A 15,971-nucleotide genomic window follows, 5' to 3' on the forward strand; every position below is an offset into this window, starting at 1 on the left:
TTGCCGGCCATTGACGCACGGCCGAGAGGCATACCCTGGCCTCCTGCCTGAAACGGAACAAAACACGGGAAGACTGATCCGCGCTCATGCGGCTTGAGCCGCGAGTTAGGCGCGACAGATGCGAGGAGGAAAGCCGGACGAGATGGACCGTGAGCCCATTAGGGAGAAGCTTGAGCCGCGATTGCCGGCCAGGGCGCAGGCGGTCGTGGTGGGGGCGGGGGTCATTGGGTGCGCGGTGGCGCGAGAGATAACCCGCTACACGCCGGATGTCGTGGTGCTGGACAAGGAGAACGACGTGGCCTGCGGGGCCAGCAAGGCCAACAACGCTGAGGTGCACTCGGGGATAGGCGAGGAGGCCGGGACCCTCAAGCAGAGATTGAACGTTCGCGGCAACCACATGTACGAGGGGTTCGTCCAGGGCCTGGGCGTGGAGTTCAAGCGGCAGGGATTGCTCATCGTGGTCACCCCGCGCTCCGTCCCACCCGAGGTGGCGGAATCAATGAACCCCCAGCAGCTCGACGAGCTTCTGAGGGTGAAGATACCGGAAGGCATCGTTGCCTACGGGGAAGCGGCAGGCATCAGGGGGCTCCGGATCCTTAGCCGCGAGGAGGTGCTGAAAAAGGAGCCCAATGTAACCCCGGAGGCCGTTTCCGGCGTTTTCGACCCCAACTATGGGCTGGTCTGCCCCTATAAACTGACCATCGCCTTGGCGGAGCACGCGGTGATGAACGGGGCCCGGTTCCTCCTCAATACAGAGGTGACCGGCTTCCGGGTCGAGGGCGACGAAGTGAGGGGGGTAATCACCAGCCGGGGCGAGATAGCTACCCCTCTGGTGATAAACGCCGCGGGTGTCTTCGCCGACGAGGTGGCGGAGATGGCCGGGGCGGGCGGCTTCCGCATCCACCCGCGCAAGGGCGCCACCCTGCTCTTCGACCGCCAGGTGACCAGCGAATACGTGCGCTCCAGCGTGGCCCTATTCAGGATGCCGGGGATGAAGAAGGAGCGCTCCAAGGGAGGCGGGGCGATGCCCACCGTGGAGGGCAATCTCCAGCTGGGCCCCACGGCGGTCGAGGTGGACGACAAGTACGATACCTCCATCTCGGCGGAGGAGATAGAGGAGATCTTCGAGCGCTTCCATTATCTTCTACCAGATTTTCCCAAAGATGCTGTCATCTCGGCTTTCAGCGGAGTACGAGCCCCCACCTACGAGGAGGACTTCGTGATCGAGGCCTCGAACCGCGTGAAAGGTTTCGTGAACGTAGCCGGGATTCAGTCCCCGGGCTTGGCCTCCGCCCCGGCCATCGTGGAGATGGTGATGGGCTTCCTCCACGAGCTTGGGATACCCCGCGAGCCCCGGCCGGACTTCCGTCACGTGAGGCCGGCGACCCCCCGTTTCGCCGAACTTGACGACCAGGAACGGGACGCGCTTATCAGGAAGGACCCCCGTTGGGGGAACATCATCTGCAGGTGCGAGTACGTGACCGAGGCGGAAGTGCTGGCGGCCATACATTCCCTCATCCCCGCCACGGACATGGACGGCGTAAAGAGGCGCACCAGGACGGGAATGGGGCGCTGTCAGGGCGGTTTCTGCGGACACCGTGTGGCCGCCATCCTGGCCCGGGAGTTGGGGCGACCGGTCACCGAGATCACCAAGAGCGGCGAAGGCTCGCCCGTTTATCTGGCGGAGACCAAGGATTTTCTGCGAGCGGAGAGGAGCGGGCATGGTCAGGGTTAGGAGACCGGACCTGGTGGTTATAGGAGCCGGGCCGGCGGGCCTGGGGGCAGCCCTGGCGGCCTGCGATGCCGGGCTGAAGGACGTGATGCTCATCGAGCGCGACGTGGAACTGGGGGGCATCCTTCCCCAGTGCATACATGACGGTTTCGGGTCCATCGTCTTCGGCGAGACCCTCACCGGCCCACAATACGCGCAGCGCTACATCGACCGTCTGGAGAAGTCCGACGTGGAGGTGAAGCTGAACACCATGGTCCTCGACCTGAGGCCGGACCGCAGCCTCACCGCCGTCAATTCCCGTGACGGCGTTATGGAGATAAGGCCCAAAGCGGTTATCCTGGCCATGGGCTGTCGGGAGAGGACCCGACACCAGATACTCATCCCCGGCTACCGCCCCGCGGGGGTGGTCTGCGCCGGGGCCGCCCAGAGGGATATCAACATCGAGGGCCTCATGCCCGGCCGCCGGGTGGTCATCCTGGGCTCAGGGGATATCGGTCTTATAATGGCCCGCCGCTTCACCCTGGAGGGCGCGGAGGTGGAAGGGGTCTACGAGATCATGGACCACCCCGGGGGCTTGACCCGCAACCTGGTGCAGTGCCTGCACGATTACGACATACCCCTGCATCTGTCTCACACCGTGACCTTCATCCACGGCAGGAAGAGAGTGGAAGCGGTGACCGTGTCCCGGGTGGACGAGAACCTGAAGCCGGTGCCGGGCACGGAGAGGCTGGTCCCTTGCGACACCCTTGTGCTTTCTGTGGGCCTCATTCCCGAAAACGAGCTCTCCAAGAGGGCGGGCATCCCACTCGATCCGGCCACCGGCGGACCGGTGGTGGACGAGCGCATGGAGACCTCGGTGGAAGGCATCTTCGCCTGCGGGAACGTGATGAACGTCTTCGACCTGGTGGATTACGTGACCCATACCGCGGAGACGGCAGGGCGGTCGGCGGCGGAATACGTCCTGCAGGGGATAAGGAAGAGGGGAGAATGCCTTCGCGTCCGTCCGGGCCGGAACGTGAAGTTCGTGGTTCCCCAACTGCTGAGGGAGTATGGTGAGGAGGCTCACTTTTACTTCCGGGTCAGCCGTCCGGAAAGGGCGGTGAGGGCACGGTTGTCATCCGGCGACCTGCTCCTGGCGGAAAGAAAGATCAGGATGGTACGGCCTCCGGAGATGGTGAGGTTGAAGGCTGACCCGGAGAGGTTGAAGGAGGCCCTCGCGCGGGGAGAGCTCGATGTGCAAGTGGTGCCGGAGGAGGAGACAAAGGGGCGGCAAGGATGAGGAGAAAGCACGCCTTCACCTGCATAAACTGCCCGCTCAGCTGCGCGCTGGAGCTGACGGAGGAGGACGGAGAGGTCCTGGAGGTCACCGGGCATGAGTGCGAGGTCGGGAGGCGCTATGCGGAGGAGGAGTTCAGGAATCCCCGCCGGACGGTGACCACCACGGTCAGGGTGCGGAACGGCGTCATCCCACAGCTTCCGGTGGTCTCCACCCGGCCCATACCGAAATCCCTGGTCAGGGAAGCCGTGAAAGCCCTTGCCGACGTGGAGGTCGATGCGCCGGTACGGGACGGCCAGGTAATCTACCGTGACCTTCTTGGCACAGGCGCTGACATCATTGCCGCGAGGCGTCTGGATCCCCGGAGCCGAGCCGACGAGGAGGGCTGAGTCGCGGCGAGGCTCTACTTCCGGCGCACGACTCAGCGCTTCCGGCGCACGACTCAGCCCCTGCCCTCATCCGCGCATCCGCGCACTCTTATCCGCCCAAATCGGCCTTAAGACGCTCGAACTCCTCAGGCGAGATCTCGCCGGCCGCATACCTTCTGCGGGCGATGTCCAGCGGCGTTTCGCGGACCGCTCCGCCCGGACCGGTAACGGCAGTGTAGTGGGACAAGCCCCGGAAAGCGGCATAGATTAAAACCGCCAACAGGACCAATCCGGCGACCATCATTATTCCCATCCAGATCCAACCTCCTGTGCCCCAGTGGGCGAACCCTTCCCAGCATTCCGCCAAAAGACCCATGTGTCCTCACGACCTCCTTTCGTGCCATGTCTAGTCGTGCAGAGCGGCCTCCAAGGTGCCAGCTGGCACCCCATCCGCCCGCCTTCCGTCGCTTTTCTATGAATGAATACGCTATGAGGGGGCATTATGAATGCTCCGTGCAGCATATGGAGGTTGATGCCCGTCAACCTGCGGGGGCCGGAAAAAGATGTTGACATAAAGACTATATGCTAATAACATATAGATGTGATATACATGTGAATAAGGAAATCCCGACCGCGCCGGAGGATTTCCCGTGAGGGAGGTTTCAGCTGGTAGGGAAGGCTTTTTACGCCGTCCGCGTGGAGGTGTTCCGGATGTCTCTTACGGCGATCGTGATAGATTCCCTGGTGGGGGCCTGCCTGCTGGCCTCCCTGCTCAAGGACCGCGAGAAGACTGCATCTGCGCTGCGTATAGCCTTGAACGCGGTAAAGCGCATGGGCCCGAGCGTCCTGGCCGTCATAGCCGTGATAGGCCTGATCGTCGGGTTCATTCCCGCTAAATGGATAGCTTCCACCATAGGGAGCGAGAAGGGCGCACTGGGCTTGCTCATCGCCGCCGCGCTGGGATCGGTACTCTTCATCCCCGCCCTCATCGCCTTCCCGCTGGCCAAGTCCCTCCTGGACATGGGGGCCGGGTTGATGTCCATGGCCGCCTTCATCACCACCCTGACCATGATCGGCTTCGTCTTCCTTCCTCTGGAGATAAGGGAACTCGACAGGCGTTTCGCCCTCTTGCGCAACGGCCTGAGCTTTCTGGTGGCCTTGGCCATAGCCCTGATCATGGGGCTCATCCTCTAGCGTTACCGGGAGATGCCGGCCGGGGTGAGGAAGATGGAAAAGAGGCGGGGAAGATCGAGGAGGCCGGGACCCGTAGAGGTTTCGTGGCGGAAACGGGTAAGGTGGGATCTGGTGTTCCTGGCGTCGTCCATCGCCGCCTTCGCGGTCCTCTCCCTGCTCTACAGGGACAGGGGATCCCGGGCGCTGCGCATATCCTGGGAGTATTTCCAGGAGATGGTCTTTATCCTGCCGGCGGTCATGATCCTCATGGGGCTCTTCGCCGTGTGGGTGAAGCGCGAGACAGTGGTGAGATATCTCGGCGAGGAATCGGGGTTGCCCGGACTCCTCGTTTCCATCTTGCTGGGTACCCTCCCCACGGGCCCGCTCTACGTGGCCTTTCCCCTGGCGGCGATGCTTCTCAAGAAGGGAGCGCGGGTGGCCAACGTAATGGTCTTTCTCTCCGCCTGGGCCTGTATAAAGCTGCCTCTGGAGCTCATGGAACTGCAGTTTCTGGGGTGGAAGTTCACCTTCCTCAGGCTGGGCCTGACCGTGGCCCTGGTCATACCCATGGGCCTTGCGGGGGAGGCCCTCTACCGCTCGGGCAGGGCGGTAAAAGCGGAGGGCGTTGATGTATCGGACGGCGGGATGGAGTGTGGAAGGGGAGATTAGGGGGGAACTCTTACCGTGTCCGGCTCGCAGCTTATACCGCCTCCTGCCCACATTGCTTAAAACCCGGACCCCGTCACGACGTGCCGATGGAAGACGGCCTCAGGGCCAGGCCCGCCTCCGCCGCGAGTCCGACTTCGTTACACGATGCCCGTAGCCGGCACGAGACCCCGTTGCCCTCGAGGCCACGGAAAGGGGCTTTGCTTGTGTGAAAGCCACGACCCGGGCACGAAGGGGTCTGCTGCCGGCTGGCCGCGCGGGCTCAGGCGGGCAGCAAGGATGCCAGGAGGGCCGCGCCCAGGGTTCCACCGTCTTCGCCGAGAATGCTGGTCAGGATCCGGGCATGCCTGCGGCTTATGGGGATGGCCATGCCGTCCACGGTCAGGCGCATCTCCTCCTCCATGAAGCGGAAGCAGCCCAGGAGGCCGCCGCTCAGGGTCACCGCGTCCGGGTTGAAGATGTTGATGATGGAGGTTATCCCCACCCCGAGGTGTTTCCCCGCGTTCCGGAGGATGTCCAGGGCGTACTCGTCTCCCGCCGCAGCGTGGCGCTCCACGGCCTCGGCCCGGAAGGACAAGGGGTCGCTTCGGAATTCGTCCAGCATAGGAGAGCGCTTCTTGGTCCAGGAGAGCTCCTCCACCCGCTTGTAAATGGCCACTCCGGAAGCCAGCGCCTCCAGGCAGCCACGAGACCCGCAGTTGCAAATCGGCCCGTTCTCGTCGATTATCATGTGTCCCAGCTCGGCTGCGGCGCCCTGGGCCCCGCGGTATACCTCGCCGTCGATGACTATGCCTCCGCCGATGCCCGTTCCTAGCGTGAGGTGTACCAGGTAGCGCGAACCCTTTCCGGCCCCCAGCCTGGCCTCGGCCAGAGCAGCAACGTTGGCGTCGTTATCCACGATGACCGGAAGATCGAAGGCGCTTTGGAGTATATCGCGCACGGGGGCTTCGTGCAGCGGGTGGTTGGGGGCGTCGGTCACGACGCCGCGCTCGAAGTCTATGAACCCGGCGATGCCCAATCCGATGGATTCCACAGTGATCCCCCTGGAGCGGGCGGCCTCCAGGAGCCGGGAACAAGTGGCCTTTATCCCCTCGATGACCGTCTCCGAAGAGGAGATGTCCGTGTTGCTCCGGTATCGCTCGATTATATCTCCATGATGGTATAGGATTCCCGCCGTCTTGGTCCCGCCGAGGTCGATGCCCAGAACCGCCAAGGCTTACCTCCCATCTTTTTCCAGTAAAACCATCAAGTTTCCGCCGGCGTCCTCGTCGCGAGGGGACAATCACTTTATAACATCCCGCGGTCAGGATAACAAATCCGGAACGACCATGCGGCCGCCGTCGGGCAGCAACGGCATCGGACGATGCGCGGAGGCGCGAAAGGACGCGACAGAGGCCGGCTCGCGTTCCTTAAATGCTGCCCCTTCCGTCGCGAGGGAGGGTTACAATGTTCATGTCCGCGCCGGGGCAGATAGATTCCCGCGCTTGGTCTGTTTCGAGGCGTACGTGTTTCCGTTCGTGCGTGAGAGGAAGGAGGAGGGCTTGGAAGATAAGAAGGTATCCCTTGCCGAGGAGGCATACCAATTGGCCAAGGAATACGAGGCTACCTGCACCGGATGTGCGCAGTCTGTGGTCGCTGGACTGTTGGATGCCCTGGGCATCGAGGAGGAAGGCGTTTTCAAAGCGGCAAGCGGCCTTGCGGACGGCATAGGCTTGACCGGGGACGGCTCTTGCGGGGCCCTCACCGGCGGCTGCATGGTCCTGGGCCTGCTCTTCGGGAGGGAACGCAAGGACCACCGGGACATGATGAAACCCATGCGTTCCTACCTCCTGTGCAAGGAACTCCACGATCATTTCGTGGAGACCTGGGGGAGCTCGCGATGTTACGACATCCAGAAAAGGCTCATGGGCCGCACATACAACATGTATGACCCCCGGGAGCTCCAGGAGGCTTTTCGGTCGGGGATGGTGGAGCACTGCTCGGAGGTGGTAGGGCGCGCGGCGCGCCGGGTCGCGGAGCTCATCGAGAAAGAGAGATCCAGGGAGGACTCCAGGGGGACGGGACGAGATTGAGCCGCGCGCCTCGGGCCCTTTTCCGGGAGATGGCGAGAGGTGCCCGAAGCCGAAAAGCCGAGAACTCGAGTTTAGCTGGAAAGCCGTAGTGCTCATATCTATAATAGATTTTGCCGCCTCGAGGACGCCGAGGCGGAGCGGGACGACGCTGGAAGGGTGTCCGAGTCTGGCCTAAGGAGCACGACTGGAAATCGTGTGGGTGGCGAAAGCCGCCTCGAGGGTTCGAATCCCTCCCCTTCCGCCAGGAAAACATGTGACATGGGCCCCGGAGACGTCCGGGGCCTTTCCGCGTTGCGGCCTGCCCGGTCGGGGAATCCAGGCGATGCGGGGGAAGTTGCCCGGAGGCGAGTCCCGATTTCCGGTCAAGCGTGGCCAAGGAAGATGCCCGCGAGGGCTTAGTATCATAAAGCCGGCGGCGGATCGCGATGCTTCACCGTTCCGGTAGGCGCTGGTGCGGTACCCTTTGCGGGAGCTTCAGTGTTTGAAGCGAGTCGAGAAAACGCCCTATCTGATATCGGCAAATTCAATAAGAGAAGGGCGTGATACTACTCGCCGAACTATATGGATATTACGGGGCTCGACACGGTCCGCCAAATGGGCAACACTTTAAACGACGGCCCAGCTGTTTTCTGGGGATCGGGCTCGCGGAAAAGGCCCGAGGAGGAGGGCGATTTGAAGGACGCGAGAAAGAAGAGCCGCAGTATCAGGCGTGCGTGGTGGCTCCTGGCCGTATTCGCCGTGGCCATCGGCCTATCCCTAATCTGGGAGGGACCGCGGACGGTTTACGCCCACGCGGTGGTCATATGCCTGGACTGCATCGGCCTAATATGAACCCCTTTAGGCGAGATGCGCGGAAGAAGGATTACCCAGCTGACGGCGCTCCTGGCCCTCAACCCCTATTTCCTCTATTTTGGCTCCCGCTCCATTTATCAGGGCGGCATGAAGGGCCTGTGCGTCCCGGGCCTGAATTGTAATGCCTGCCCTCTTACCGTGTTCTCCTGTCCTATCGGCAGCCTCCAGCACTCCTTTTCCCTGCTCTCGGGGAAGGTGAAGGGGTATGTTTCCCGGGGATTGGGAGCCTTGCTCTACGTCCTGGGATCGGTGGGGTTGGTGGGCGTGGTGGTGGGAAGGATGCCCTGCGGGTGGATATGCCCCTTCGGCTTCCTCCAGGACCTGCTATACAAGGTTCCCGTGCCCGAATTGCGCCTTCCGCGACGGGCCGCATGGGGGAGATATGCTTTCCTGCTCGGATTGGCGGTGATCGTGCCTCTGCTCACTGCGGAGAGCTGGTTTTCCCGCCTCTGTCCCATGGGTGCCCTGGAAGGGGGCCTGTTCTTAAAGGCGGTCCCTCCCCGCGACCCGCTGCCTCCCACGGGCTGGTTTTTCTGGATGAAGATCGCCATCCTGCTCGCTTTCCTCCTCTGGTTTATGTTCTCAAGACGGCCCTTCTGCCGGGCGGTCTGCCCGCTGGGGGCCATGCTCGGCGCCTGCAACCGCATCAGCCTCTACCGCATGCGGGTGGACAGGGAAAAGTGCGATACCTGCGGGAAGTGCCGGAAGGTCTGCCCGGTGGATATCGACATCTTCGAGAATCCCGATTCGGCGGAGTGCATAAGATGCCTGGAATGCCGGCGTGCCTGTCCTCGCGGGGCAATAACCGGGGGTTTCCGCGCGCTTTAGGGGAGGCGGAAGGTGAGTGGGGAAGGAACTTTAAGGGCCGCTTAACATTTTCTTAATATGGCGGCACGAAAATAAAAAAGGGAAGAGCGCCGGGGACCAGGCTCGGAGCGGATGGAAGAAAAAGCGAGCCGGGAGAGGCGCAGGGATGGCGATGGAACTCCCTCCTGGCCTTGCCGGGCGAAAGACAAGCCGGGAGAACGTCGGAGAAAAGGATACAAGGAGGAGGGATGCGGGATGAAAAGGGCGTCAATCATGGTGGGAATGGTGGCCTTGTTGCTGACCATCTCCATTGCACCCGCTCTGGCCCAGGAGGGCCAGTCCGGCGGTGAGGGCCGTCTGCAGGAACGCCTGCAGGAGCGCTGGGAGTTCGTCCAGAAGCGTATCGAGCTCATTATCACCCGCTTCAACAACAACCAGCAGAGGCACAGAGAGACGTACGAGCGGGTAAAAGCCGCGGTGGAGGAATTCCTGGAGAAGATGAAGGCCAAGGGCTACGATGTCTCCAAGCTGGAGCGGGACCTGGCCACCTGGGAGGGGATGTTCGAGGGGTTCGCCCGGGATTATCGGGCATTCATCGAGGAGCTGGAGAAGATCGCCGCCCTCTCCCCCGAGCAGGCGCAGGGTAGCTTCTACTCCCTCCTCCGCGAGGCGCGCCGACTCCTGCAGGCGGTCCGACAGGACGCCGTGGAGATACGGCTCTTCTACCAGCAGACCATACGCGCCGACATCCAGGAGTTGAGGGGGCAGCTCCCCGAGTCGGCCTGACCGTCGGGGCGATGAGCAAAGGGGGTGCGAGGGTGAGAGAAGGAAGGCTCAGCAGGCCTGCGGGGCTGGTCCTGGCGGCTGTCATCCTTTTAGGTTCTTCACTCACGACCACCTCCTGCGGAAAGGAGGAGAGCGGTCAGGGTCCGGCGCCTTCGAGTGAAGGCGGGATACAGGTTGGGGTTGCCGACCGCTCGGATGTGGATTCCCTGCTCAAGGACCTCGACCGGGCCATGGACTCTGTGAGTCCGGAGGACTTCTCCGATTCCCAGCTCGCCGAGAGCGAGCTGGGTCTTTGAGCTTTGCGGCTGTCGGGTTTCATTATCCATAAACCTCCCGAAGGTTGCCGGTGGGGCATATGCGGAGGGGGGCGCGGAAAAAGCGCCGGACTCCTCTTGACGCTGAACCGTTTCCGCGGAAGCTTTTCGGGCTGAAAAAGGTCGAGAAACCGCCCTATCGTCCCGATAGGGCAAGCGGATCAACAGAAATAAAGGGGTGCTCTCCATGATGTCTTGGCTTGGGGGCGCCAAGAAGTTAAAATAATAAATGCGCTTCACCCAGGCGGGAGGCGCGAGATGTGCGCCCGTAGCTCAACTGGATAGAGCGACGGACTACGGATCCGTAGGTTGGGGGTTCGACTCCCTCCGGGCGTGCCAGGCAGCAAGGGGTCCGAGTGGCGTGCTCGGGCCCGATTTGTTTTATGGGACTGAAATATGGGGTTTTTCCGGCTGGATTATGGGGCTCCGGCGCCCAGCCAGGGGTGACTCTCAGGTCGACCTTATACGCGTTGGCGGGTGAAACGGCCCCCCGGAGAGCCACAAGTTCCGACAACCCCGGAAACCCCCATCAGGCCGGCCCCTTCCTGTTTGCGGCCGCCGCGCCCTCTGGTGGGTGGGGTGAGCGGGGGAGGAGGCAGAGTTGCCGGAGAGGGCAAGCGCTCAGAATAGGCGTGAAGGGTTCTCGGCCGATTGGCGGAGAAGAACGACCCCAAGACCATCGGCAACCTGGAGGCGGGGTGTCAGAGGATGTAGTTATCCACCACGCCCGTTTGCTTGTCCACGGAATACCAGCCGCAGGTGGCGTTATGTCCCTCCGTGGCGGAGTGCATCACCACCTCGAAGACGTGAACGAGATAGAAGGAGCCCTCGTCGGTGACCTCGATCTGGGCGTTGGGCGCGGTGAGGTAGAAGTCGAGTACCACGGGGTCCTGCAGCACCAGGGCGACGGCTTCTTCCTCCGAATCGACGGGGAGGGAAACCTCCATGTCGAGCGGCCAATCCCCTTCACTGTCGGCGAGGCCCTCTCCGTTCTCGGCCTGGCCTCCGGTGGAATCGGCACCGCCGAAGTAAGCGATGAGGTCCTCGATAGACAGCCCTAAGCGGGCAAGGGTCTCCGACGTTATGTACCATTTGCCTCCTCGCTTGACCAGCCGCAGGGGCTCCGTGCCACCCTCCGAGGCGTCCACTCCGATGGTTTCCCCGTCGTTGGCATGGCTCAAAGCGCCCTCGACCACGGTAACCGTGGCCCGGTCCCCCGAGACCTCGACGTCCAACTCGCCGACTTCCAGCTCCAGGTTCCAGAACAGCACGTGATGGTAATACTCCGAAAGCATCTCCCGGTAGTCCCTCCCCAGGGCATTCTCCACGGCGGCAACGTAATCCGGTTCCATGGCCTCGATGAGAGCGTCGACGTCGCCCGCCGCCAGGGCCTGGGAGAAGGATCTGACCGTGGCCTCCGCCTCCCTGGCATCCTCTTCCGATGACCCCCCAGCGACCGTGCCCTCGAGCCCCCTGCCTTTTTTCGTCCCCTCACTGGCGATTAGGAAGAGCACTATGAGCACGATGATGGAGATGACGGCAATTCCCACGATGACCAGCAACCATATGAGCGCCGACTTGTTCTGTTGGGGGGTGGGCGGTGCCGGGGGTCGTGCCGGTCCGTGGCCATGGGCCGAGGCAGCGGATCCGGGTCCCGGAGGTGAGGGGGGAGCGACACGGCCGGCAGGAGGAGGTGTCCCCCAACCCACACCGGGAGGGAAAGCCGCAGGCACCGGCGTCCCGCAATAGACGCAAAATTTCGCTCCTTGCTTGATCTCCTTACCGCAGTTTCCGCAGAACATCCTTCCTGCCCCCTTTCACCTTGCCGGGCGACTCGAGCGAGGCTTGGCGAATGCGGCGGTGCCGTTTTCCTGGCGAACCAACGGAACTCTTACATTTTATCCCATCCCCGAAGCTCCGGTGAATCCGGCGCGCAACGGCATGTAGTCCAGTTCGCCGTTCGCCGGGGCGAGAACCACTTTGGGCCGCGATGCGCCGCGGATAGCGGGTGCTCGAGGTGTCCGTCAGAGCCGCCTGCCAGGACGGTCCGCAGTGCCTGTTTACCCGATGCACACGGCTCATAGTTCGCGAGGGAGCGGGGTACGCACGGACGACCCGACTATATAATTGAGGCATGGGTTCGAGAAAGAGGTTCGAGGGCGGCGATGATCGTCCCGGTGTGGCCATAGTTCACTACAGCGCTCCTCCTGTGGTGGGAGGCGTGGAGACCATCCTCCGCAACCAGGCCGTCTTCCTGGCCGAATGTGGAATGCGCGTGAGGGTGATCGTCGGCGTTGGCGGGGAGATTGCAACAGGGGTGGAGACGGTTCTCCTCCCGGAGCTTTCCTCCAACTACCCGGCGTTCCGCAACCTGTCCGGGCATGAGTTCCGGCGCGCCACGGAGCGGCTTTCGGGCAAGATCAGGGAGCTCCTGGCAGGGATCCAGGCCCTCATCGTCCACAACATGCTGACCATGCCCTTCAACCTGGTGGCCACCGCCGCCCTACGCGCCTTGATGGAGGAGGGCTCTTTGAGGTCCGTCGTCTGGTGCCATGACTCGCCGTATTTCGACCCCGCTTACCGCGTGCCCCATGAAGAGTATCCCTATACCTTGATGACCGAGCCCGTCCCCGGCGCCAGGTATGTGACCATAACCGAGCACCGGCGCGAGCAGTTCTCCCGCCTCCTGGGCTTGCCCGAGGAGGAGATAGAGGTGGTGAGGAACGGCGTGGACCTCTCCCATTTCCTCTCCCTCGCCCCCCAGGCTGCGGCGCTAATCGATGAGTTTTCTCTCTACGAGAGGGATCTCAACGTCATATCGCCGGTGCGCATCACTCCCAGGAAGAACCTGGAAATGACCGTCCGCATCTGCCAGGCCCTCCGATATTATTATCCGGACCTCCTGCTCATCATCACCGGTTACGTGGACCCCCACAACCAGGAGGCCGGCGACTACTTCAAGCGGCTCAAGGGTTTAGTGGAGGAGTTGGGGATGGGCGAGCACGTGCTCTTCCTGGGCGAATACCGCATGGCCGACGGGACCCCCACAGTGGCCGACTGGAAGGCCACCCGGGACATCTACTCCCTTGCCGATGTCCTTATGCTCACCAGCTATGCCGAGGGCTTCGGGCTACCCGTCCTGGAGGCAGGGCTTTTGCGCATGCCCATCGTATGTTCCAACATACCTACCCTGCGGGAGGTCCTGGGCTCCACGAGCAACGCCATCGTGGTGGACCTGGAGGAAGACCCCAGGGCCGTTGCCGGACGCATTCACGAATTCCTCTCCTCGCACGCTACCTTCCAGCATTTCAAGCACGTCTTCCGTGAATATCACTGGAAAGCCATCGGGAAGAGCAAGCTGCTCCCTCTGCTGGGGCTGGGGGAACAGGAGACGCCTTGTTGAAGCGGGGATGGGGCAAGAATCCGCTCGGCCCCCGCATCTTGCGCCCACCGGTAAGGCACCCTGCAACACCGCTTTGGAGGGCCGTGAGTCCCGGCCACGTAAGGATGTTCGGCAGGAGGCGCACGCTTTAGGCTCAACCGAAAGGGAAGCAAGCTTCCCGGTGGGCCTCAGCGAGGGTGTACACCCACGGCATGTCCAATACCTGCGCATCGCCGGGCCTTGCGGATTAGGCGGTTGAGAGGGTCTTCGAGAGAAGCACGACGGGGAACCGTGGCGCCTCCACACGGCCTCTTAAAAGGGGATGGGACGGGACCTATCGCGTGGAGGCGGTCAGCGCTTCCGTCTGCCCGTGGATTTTCCGTGGCCTCTCCAGCGGTCCTTTTCTCCCCTTTTCCAGTCCGATATCAGGGCCTCCAGGCGGGGATCCCTGGCGCGTCCGTGCCGCGTTTCACCGCCCCCACGTTCCGAGGCCGGGTTCCTTTCCCCGGAGCCGGCCGGGACTCTCTCTCCCATCATTTCCTCCTTCGCCGGCGATCGGCCGTGGTTTTCCGTCCCGACCGGCCGCTTTCCGTGCCGCGGAATGCCTCTAATCCAGGACGTCCTCGATGGTCACTTTGAAGCGGAGCACCTTTCCCGCCAGGGGATGGTTGAGGTCGATCTCCACGTTCTGGTCGTCCATGGCGGTGACCGTGAAGTTCACCACGTTTCCCGCGTCTGTCCTGCCCGTGTAGGCCATGCCCACCTCGAGGTCCGCCCCGCCGGAGAACATCTCCCTGGGGACTTTCTGGATGAGGTTGGGGTTCTTGGGGCCGTAGGCGTCCTCGGGCTGGACCACAATCTCCTTGGCCTCTCCGGGCTCCATGCCCTCGAGTTCCCTCTCCAGGCCGGGTATGATGCTCCCTTCGCCGAACACGAAGCTGAAGGGGTGACCCTCTGGCGAGGAGTCGATGAGCTCTCCCTGCTCGTCGAAGAGCTCGTAGCGCAGGACCACGGTCTTGAAGGGTCCGACCTTCATGGGCTGTCTCCTTTCTATCCGTCCTAAAACGCAGGAGGCCCAGGCCGCCAGGGCTTGAGCCTCCGATCGAACTTCCTCACGAACCTGATATGACCTGTAGGTTTATGATATAACCCCGCACGGGTGATTGGCAAACCCCGCGCTTTGACCTTTTTCAAGCCGTGAGATTCCCGCCGTAGCTGCGGGGGATCCCGCCTCTCTCGCCGAGCTCGCGTCGCTGAAATAATTACATATTTGACATGTGTCAGAGATGACAATAATTTAGAAAAGTATTATAATGAGTTCGCGTTCACCTTCAGCGAGAGAGGGCGCGGAATTCAGGGATTGCCGGTTGGGGGACGAGAAAGGGGGAGGCCATGAGAAAAACCCTCAATGTAATCGCCGCGTTCTTTTTTGCCGCCCTTTTGATCTGTGCCGGTTGCTACCAGCCGGGCGGCCCGGTTCCCGAGAATCCCCATCCGCCCGCGGAGAGGGCCTGGAGCGAGGAGGACGTGGACGCCGCCGTGGTTGTGGAGGAGCAGACCGTCTATTCTCCCGCGCCGCGAGACAACGGTGAGCCGCCTCCGGAATGCGACTACATACACTTCCTGCGCTTCAGGCCCGCCGACGGCTCAACGCTGCATGCGGAAGACCCGAAGCTCGTCGATCCGGAGAACACCGATGCCATGCTGGTCATGCTCCCGGGCATCCTGGAGGGAGCAAACGGGTTCGAGTACCTCGGGCGTCAGCTGGTATATATTGCCAAGACACAGCGGGGCTTGAACCTGGAGGTCTGGGCCGTGGAGAGGAGGCCCAATACCCTCGAGGACCTCTCGGTGGCCAACTTCCTGGAGGAGGAGATAGAGGCCGGCCGGATGACCGTTGAGGAGGCCGCCCGCAAGGCCATCGACTATTACTACCTGGGCAAGGAGGTCAACGGACGCACCTTCCGAGGATGGCTCCGCGACCCCGACGTCCCCTTCCTCTCCGAGTTCGGCCTCAAGCTGGCCACCGAAGACGTCTTCAAGGTCGTCATGACCATGGTCCCCGACCCGGAGGTGCGCCGGGAGAAGGTCTTCGTGGGAGGCCATTCCCTGGGCGGCATCATGACCTCTATGTTCGCGGGGTGGGACCTGGACGGGAACGAGGAGACCCTGGAGGACGCCGGCTTCAACAACTGCGCCGGCCTCTTCGGCCTGGACACTACGGTTACCCCTGTGAGCGAGATGGTCGGCTCCGTGCTCCAGCAGCTCCCCCAGGGGATCCAGGATATGCTTAGGGACATCACCGCCGACAACTACGCCACCCTGGTGCAGCAGCTGCGCAGCGACCCCCATTCCAACCGCATCCTCCCCTTCCCCTTGATCGACGCCGAATCCATGGCCCTGCTGGAGGCGGTGGGGATGATGGCCTATTATGCCCCGGAAGAGGAATGCGCCGTCATGCGCGAGGTGCCCTTCTCCGGTCAGGCCCAGATGCTCCTGCGCTTCATGCACTCCAGGGACCTCCAGACCTTCATGGACGGCGT

Annotated in this window: 16 protein-coding genes, 2 tRNA genes and 2 pseudogenes; 14 read left to right on the plus strand and 6 right to left on the minus strand. The window is 62.6% G+C overall.

Annotated features, from left to right (window positions below):
• Nucleotides 1–118: 118 nt before the first annotated feature.
• The 3 genes from H7007_RS09755 to H7007_RS09765 are packed head-to-tail and all read left to right on the plus strand — an operon-like array spanning nucleotide 119 to nucleotide 3,397.
• Nucleotides 119–1,735, plus strand: coding sequence for an NAD(P)/FAD-dependent oxidoreductase (locus H7007_RS09755; protein ID WP_287155048.1), 1,617 nt, complete (start codon nucleotides 119–121; stop codon nucleotides 1,733–1,735).
• Nucleotides 1,722–3,011: an NAD(P)/FAD-dependent oxidoreductase gene (locus tag H7007_RS09760; RefSeq protein WP_287155049.1), complete on the plus strand. Its 1,290-nt coding sequence runs from the start codon at nucleotides 1,722–1,724 to the stop codon at nucleotides 3,009–3,011. The genes H7007_RS09755 and H7007_RS09760 overlap by 14 nt, the downstream gene beginning before the upstream one ends.
• Nucleotides 3,008–3,397, plus strand: coding sequence for a DUF1667 domain-containing protein (locus tag H7007_RS09765; protein WP_287155050.1), 390 nt, complete (start codon nucleotides 3,008–3,010; stop codon nucleotides 3,395–3,397). The genes H7007_RS09760 and H7007_RS09765 overlap by 4 nt, the downstream gene beginning before the upstream one ends.
• An 88-nt stretch (nucleotides 3,398–3,485) precedes the next feature.
• Here H7007_RS09765 and H7007_RS09770 read toward each other — a convergent pair whose 3' ends face one another.
• Entirely contained in the window at nucleotides 3,486–3,752 is a 267-nt protein-coding gene (locus H7007_RS09770) for an SHOCT domain-containing protein (protein WP_287155051.1), read from the minus strand.
• A 335-nt stretch (nucleotides 3,753–4,087) separates the two neighbouring features.
• Here H7007_RS09770 and H7007_RS09775 point away from each other — a divergent pair, with 335 nt between their 5' ends.
• On the plus strand, nucleotides 4,088–4,570 hold the full coding sequence (locus H7007_RS09775) for a hypothetical protein (RefSeq protein WP_287155052.1): 483 nt from the start codon (nucleotides 4,088–4,090) through the stop codon (nucleotides 4,568–4,570).
• A gap of 111 nt (nucleotides 4,571–4,681) precedes the next feature.
• The gene (locus H7007_RS09780; RefSeq protein WP_287155053.1) at nucleotides 4,682–5,218 is read left to right on the plus strand and encodes a permease; all 537 of its coding nucleotides are present in this window, start codon (nucleotides 4,682–4,684) and stop codon (nucleotides 5,216–5,218) included.
• Nucleotides 5,219–5,477: 259 nt separating this feature from the next.
• Here H7007_RS09780 and H7007_RS09785 read toward each other — a convergent pair whose 3' ends face one another.
• Complete coding sequence (locus H7007_RS09785; RefSeq protein ID WP_287155054.1) at nucleotides 5,478–6,428, minus strand: ROK family protein; 951 nt, start codon at nucleotides 6,426–6,428, stop codon at nucleotides 5,478–5,480.
• A 328-nt stretch (nucleotides 6,429–6,756) separates the two neighbouring features.
• Here H7007_RS09785 and H7007_RS09790 point away from each other — a divergent pair, with 328 nt between their 5' ends.
• From H7007_RS09790 to H7007_RS09820, 7 genes are all read left to right on the plus strand, one after another.
• Nucleotides 6,757–7,287, plus strand: a complete 531-nt coding sequence (locus H7007_RS09790) for a C-GCAxxG-C-C family protein (protein WP_287155055.1) — start codon at nucleotides 6,757–6,759, stop codon at nucleotides 7,285–7,287.
• A 150-nt stretch (nucleotides 7,288–7,437) separates the two neighbouring features.
• Nucleotides 7,438–7,531, plus strand: a tRNA-Ser gene (locus H7007_RS09795).
• A gap of 428 nt (nucleotides 7,532–7,959) precedes the next feature.
• Nucleotides 7,960–8,118 carry a hypothetical protein gene (locus tag H7007_RS09800; RefSeq protein ID WP_287155056.1) on the plus strand — a complete coding sequence of 53 codons (159 nt, stop codon included), beginning with the start codon at nucleotides 7,960–7,962 and terminating at the stop codon, nucleotides 8,116–8,118.
• 15 nt (nucleotides 8,119–8,133) lie between these two features.
• On the plus strand, nucleotides 8,134–8,967 hold the full coding sequence (locus H7007_RS09805; protein ID WP_287155057.1) for a 4Fe-4S binding protein: 834 nt from the start codon (nucleotides 8,134–8,136) through the stop codon (nucleotides 8,965–8,967).
• Between the two features lie 234 nt (nucleotides 8,968–9,201).
• Nucleotides 9,202–9,732 (plus strand): hypothetical protein, encoded by a 531-nt coding sequence (locus H7007_RS09810; RefSeq protein WP_287155058.1) that lies wholly within the window; start codon nucleotides 9,202–9,204, stop codon nucleotides 9,730–9,732.
• A 32-nt stretch (nucleotides 9,733–9,764) separates the two neighbouring features.
• The gene (locus tag H7007_RS09815) at nucleotides 9,765–10,028 is read left to right on the plus strand and encodes a hypothetical protein (RefSeq protein WP_287155059.1); all 264 of its coding nucleotides are present in this window, start codon (nucleotides 9,765–9,767) and stop codon (nucleotides 10,026–10,028) included.
• Nucleotides 10,029–10,308: 280 nt separating this feature from the next.
• Nucleotides 10,309–10,385, plus strand: a tRNA-Arg gene (locus H7007_RS09820).
• 362 nt (nucleotides 10,386–10,747) lie between these two features.
• Here the strand turns inward: H7007_RS09820 and H7007_RS09825 are convergent.
• Nucleotides 10,748–11,608, minus strand: coding sequence for a YybH family protein (locus H7007_RS09825; protein ID WP_287155060.1), 861 nt, complete (start codon nucleotides 11,606–11,608; stop codon nucleotides 10,748–10,750).
• A 174-nt stretch (nucleotides 11,609–11,782) separates the two neighbouring features.
• Nucleotides 11,783–11,848, minus strand: a pseudogene (locus tag H7007_RS13750) (zinc-ribbon domain-containing protein); the annotation flags it as partial.
• A 332-nt stretch (nucleotides 11,849–12,180) separates the two neighbouring features.
• Here H7007_RS13750 and H7007_RS09830 point away from each other — a divergent pair.
• The gene (locus H7007_RS09830) at nucleotides 12,181–13,449 is read left to right on the plus strand and encodes a glycosyltransferase family 4 protein (RefSeq protein ID WP_287155061.1); all 1,269 of its coding nucleotides are present in this window, start codon (nucleotides 12,181–12,183) and stop codon (nucleotides 13,447–13,449) included.
• A gap of 330 nt (nucleotides 13,450–13,779) precedes the next feature.
• Here H7007_RS09830 and H7007_RS09835 read toward each other — a convergent pair whose 3' ends face one another.
• Nucleotides 13,780–13,962: a hypothetical protein gene (locus tag H7007_RS09835; protein ID WP_287155062.1), complete on the minus strand. Its 183-nt coding sequence runs from the start codon at nucleotides 13,960–13,962 to the stop codon at nucleotides 13,780–13,782.
• Between the two features lie 73 nt (nucleotides 13,963–14,035).
• Nucleotides 14,036–14,464, minus strand: a complete 429-nt coding sequence (locus tag H7007_RS09840) for an FKBP-type peptidyl-prolyl cis-trans isomerase (RefSeq protein ID WP_287155063.1) — start codon at nucleotides 14,462–14,464, stop codon at nucleotides 14,036–14,038.
• A gap of 356 nt (nucleotides 14,465–14,820) precedes the next feature.
• Here H7007_RS09840 and H7007_RS09845 point away from each other — a divergent pair.
• Nucleotides 14,821–15,971, plus strand: a pseudogene (locus H7007_RS09845) (hypothetical protein); the annotation flags it as partial.

Origin of the sequence: Candidatus Solincola tengchongensis, assembly GCF_015711935.1 — a bacterium.
Classification (GTDB): Bacteria; Actinomycetota; Geothermincolia; order Geothermincolales; family RBG-13-55-18; genus Solincola_A; species Solincola_A tengchongensis.

Excerpts from the sequence above, each read along its gene's own strand:
- H7007_RS09835 (WP_287155062.1), bottom strand. The coding sequence starts at position 13,962 with ATGGGAGAGAGAGTCCCGGCCGGCTCCGGGGAAAGGAACCCGGCCTCG.
- H7007_RS09830 (WP_287155061.1), top strand. The coding sequence starts at position 12,181 with ATGGGTTCGAGAAAGAGGTTCGAGGGCGGCGATGATCGTCCCGGTGTG.
- H7007_RS09760 (WP_287155049.1), top strand. The coding sequence starts at position 1,722 with ATGGTCAGGGTTAGGAGACCGGACCTGGTGGTTATAGGAGCCGGGCCG.
- H7007_RS09765 (WP_287155050.1), top strand. The coding sequence starts at position 3,008 with ATGAGGAGAAAGCACGCCTTCACCTGCATAAACTGCCCGCTCAGCTGC.
- H7007_RS09810 (WP_287155058.1), top strand. The coding sequence starts at position 9,202 with ATGAAAAGGGCGTCAATCATGGTGGGAATGGTGGCCTTGTTGCTGACC.
- H7007_RS09840 (WP_287155063.1), bottom strand. The coding sequence starts at position 14,464 with ATGAAGGTCGGACCCTTCAAGACCGTGGTCCTGCGCTACGAGCTCTTC.
- H7007_RS09770 (WP_287155051.1), bottom strand. The coding sequence starts at position 3,752 with ATGGGTCTTTTGGCGGAATGCTGGGAAGGGTTCGCCCACTGGGGCACA.
- H7007_RS09775 (WP_287155052.1), top strand. The coding sequence starts at position 4,088 with ATGTCTCTTACGGCGATCGTGATAGATTCCCTGGTGGGGGCCTGCCTG.
- H7007_RS09805 (WP_287155057.1), top strand. The coding sequence starts at position 8,134 with ATGCGCGGAAGAAGGATTACCCAGCTGACGGCGCTCCTGGCCCTCAAC.
- H7007_RS09755 (WP_287155048.1), top strand. The coding sequence starts at position 119 with ATGCGAGGAGGAAAGCCGGACGAGATGGACCGTGAGCCCATTAGGGAG.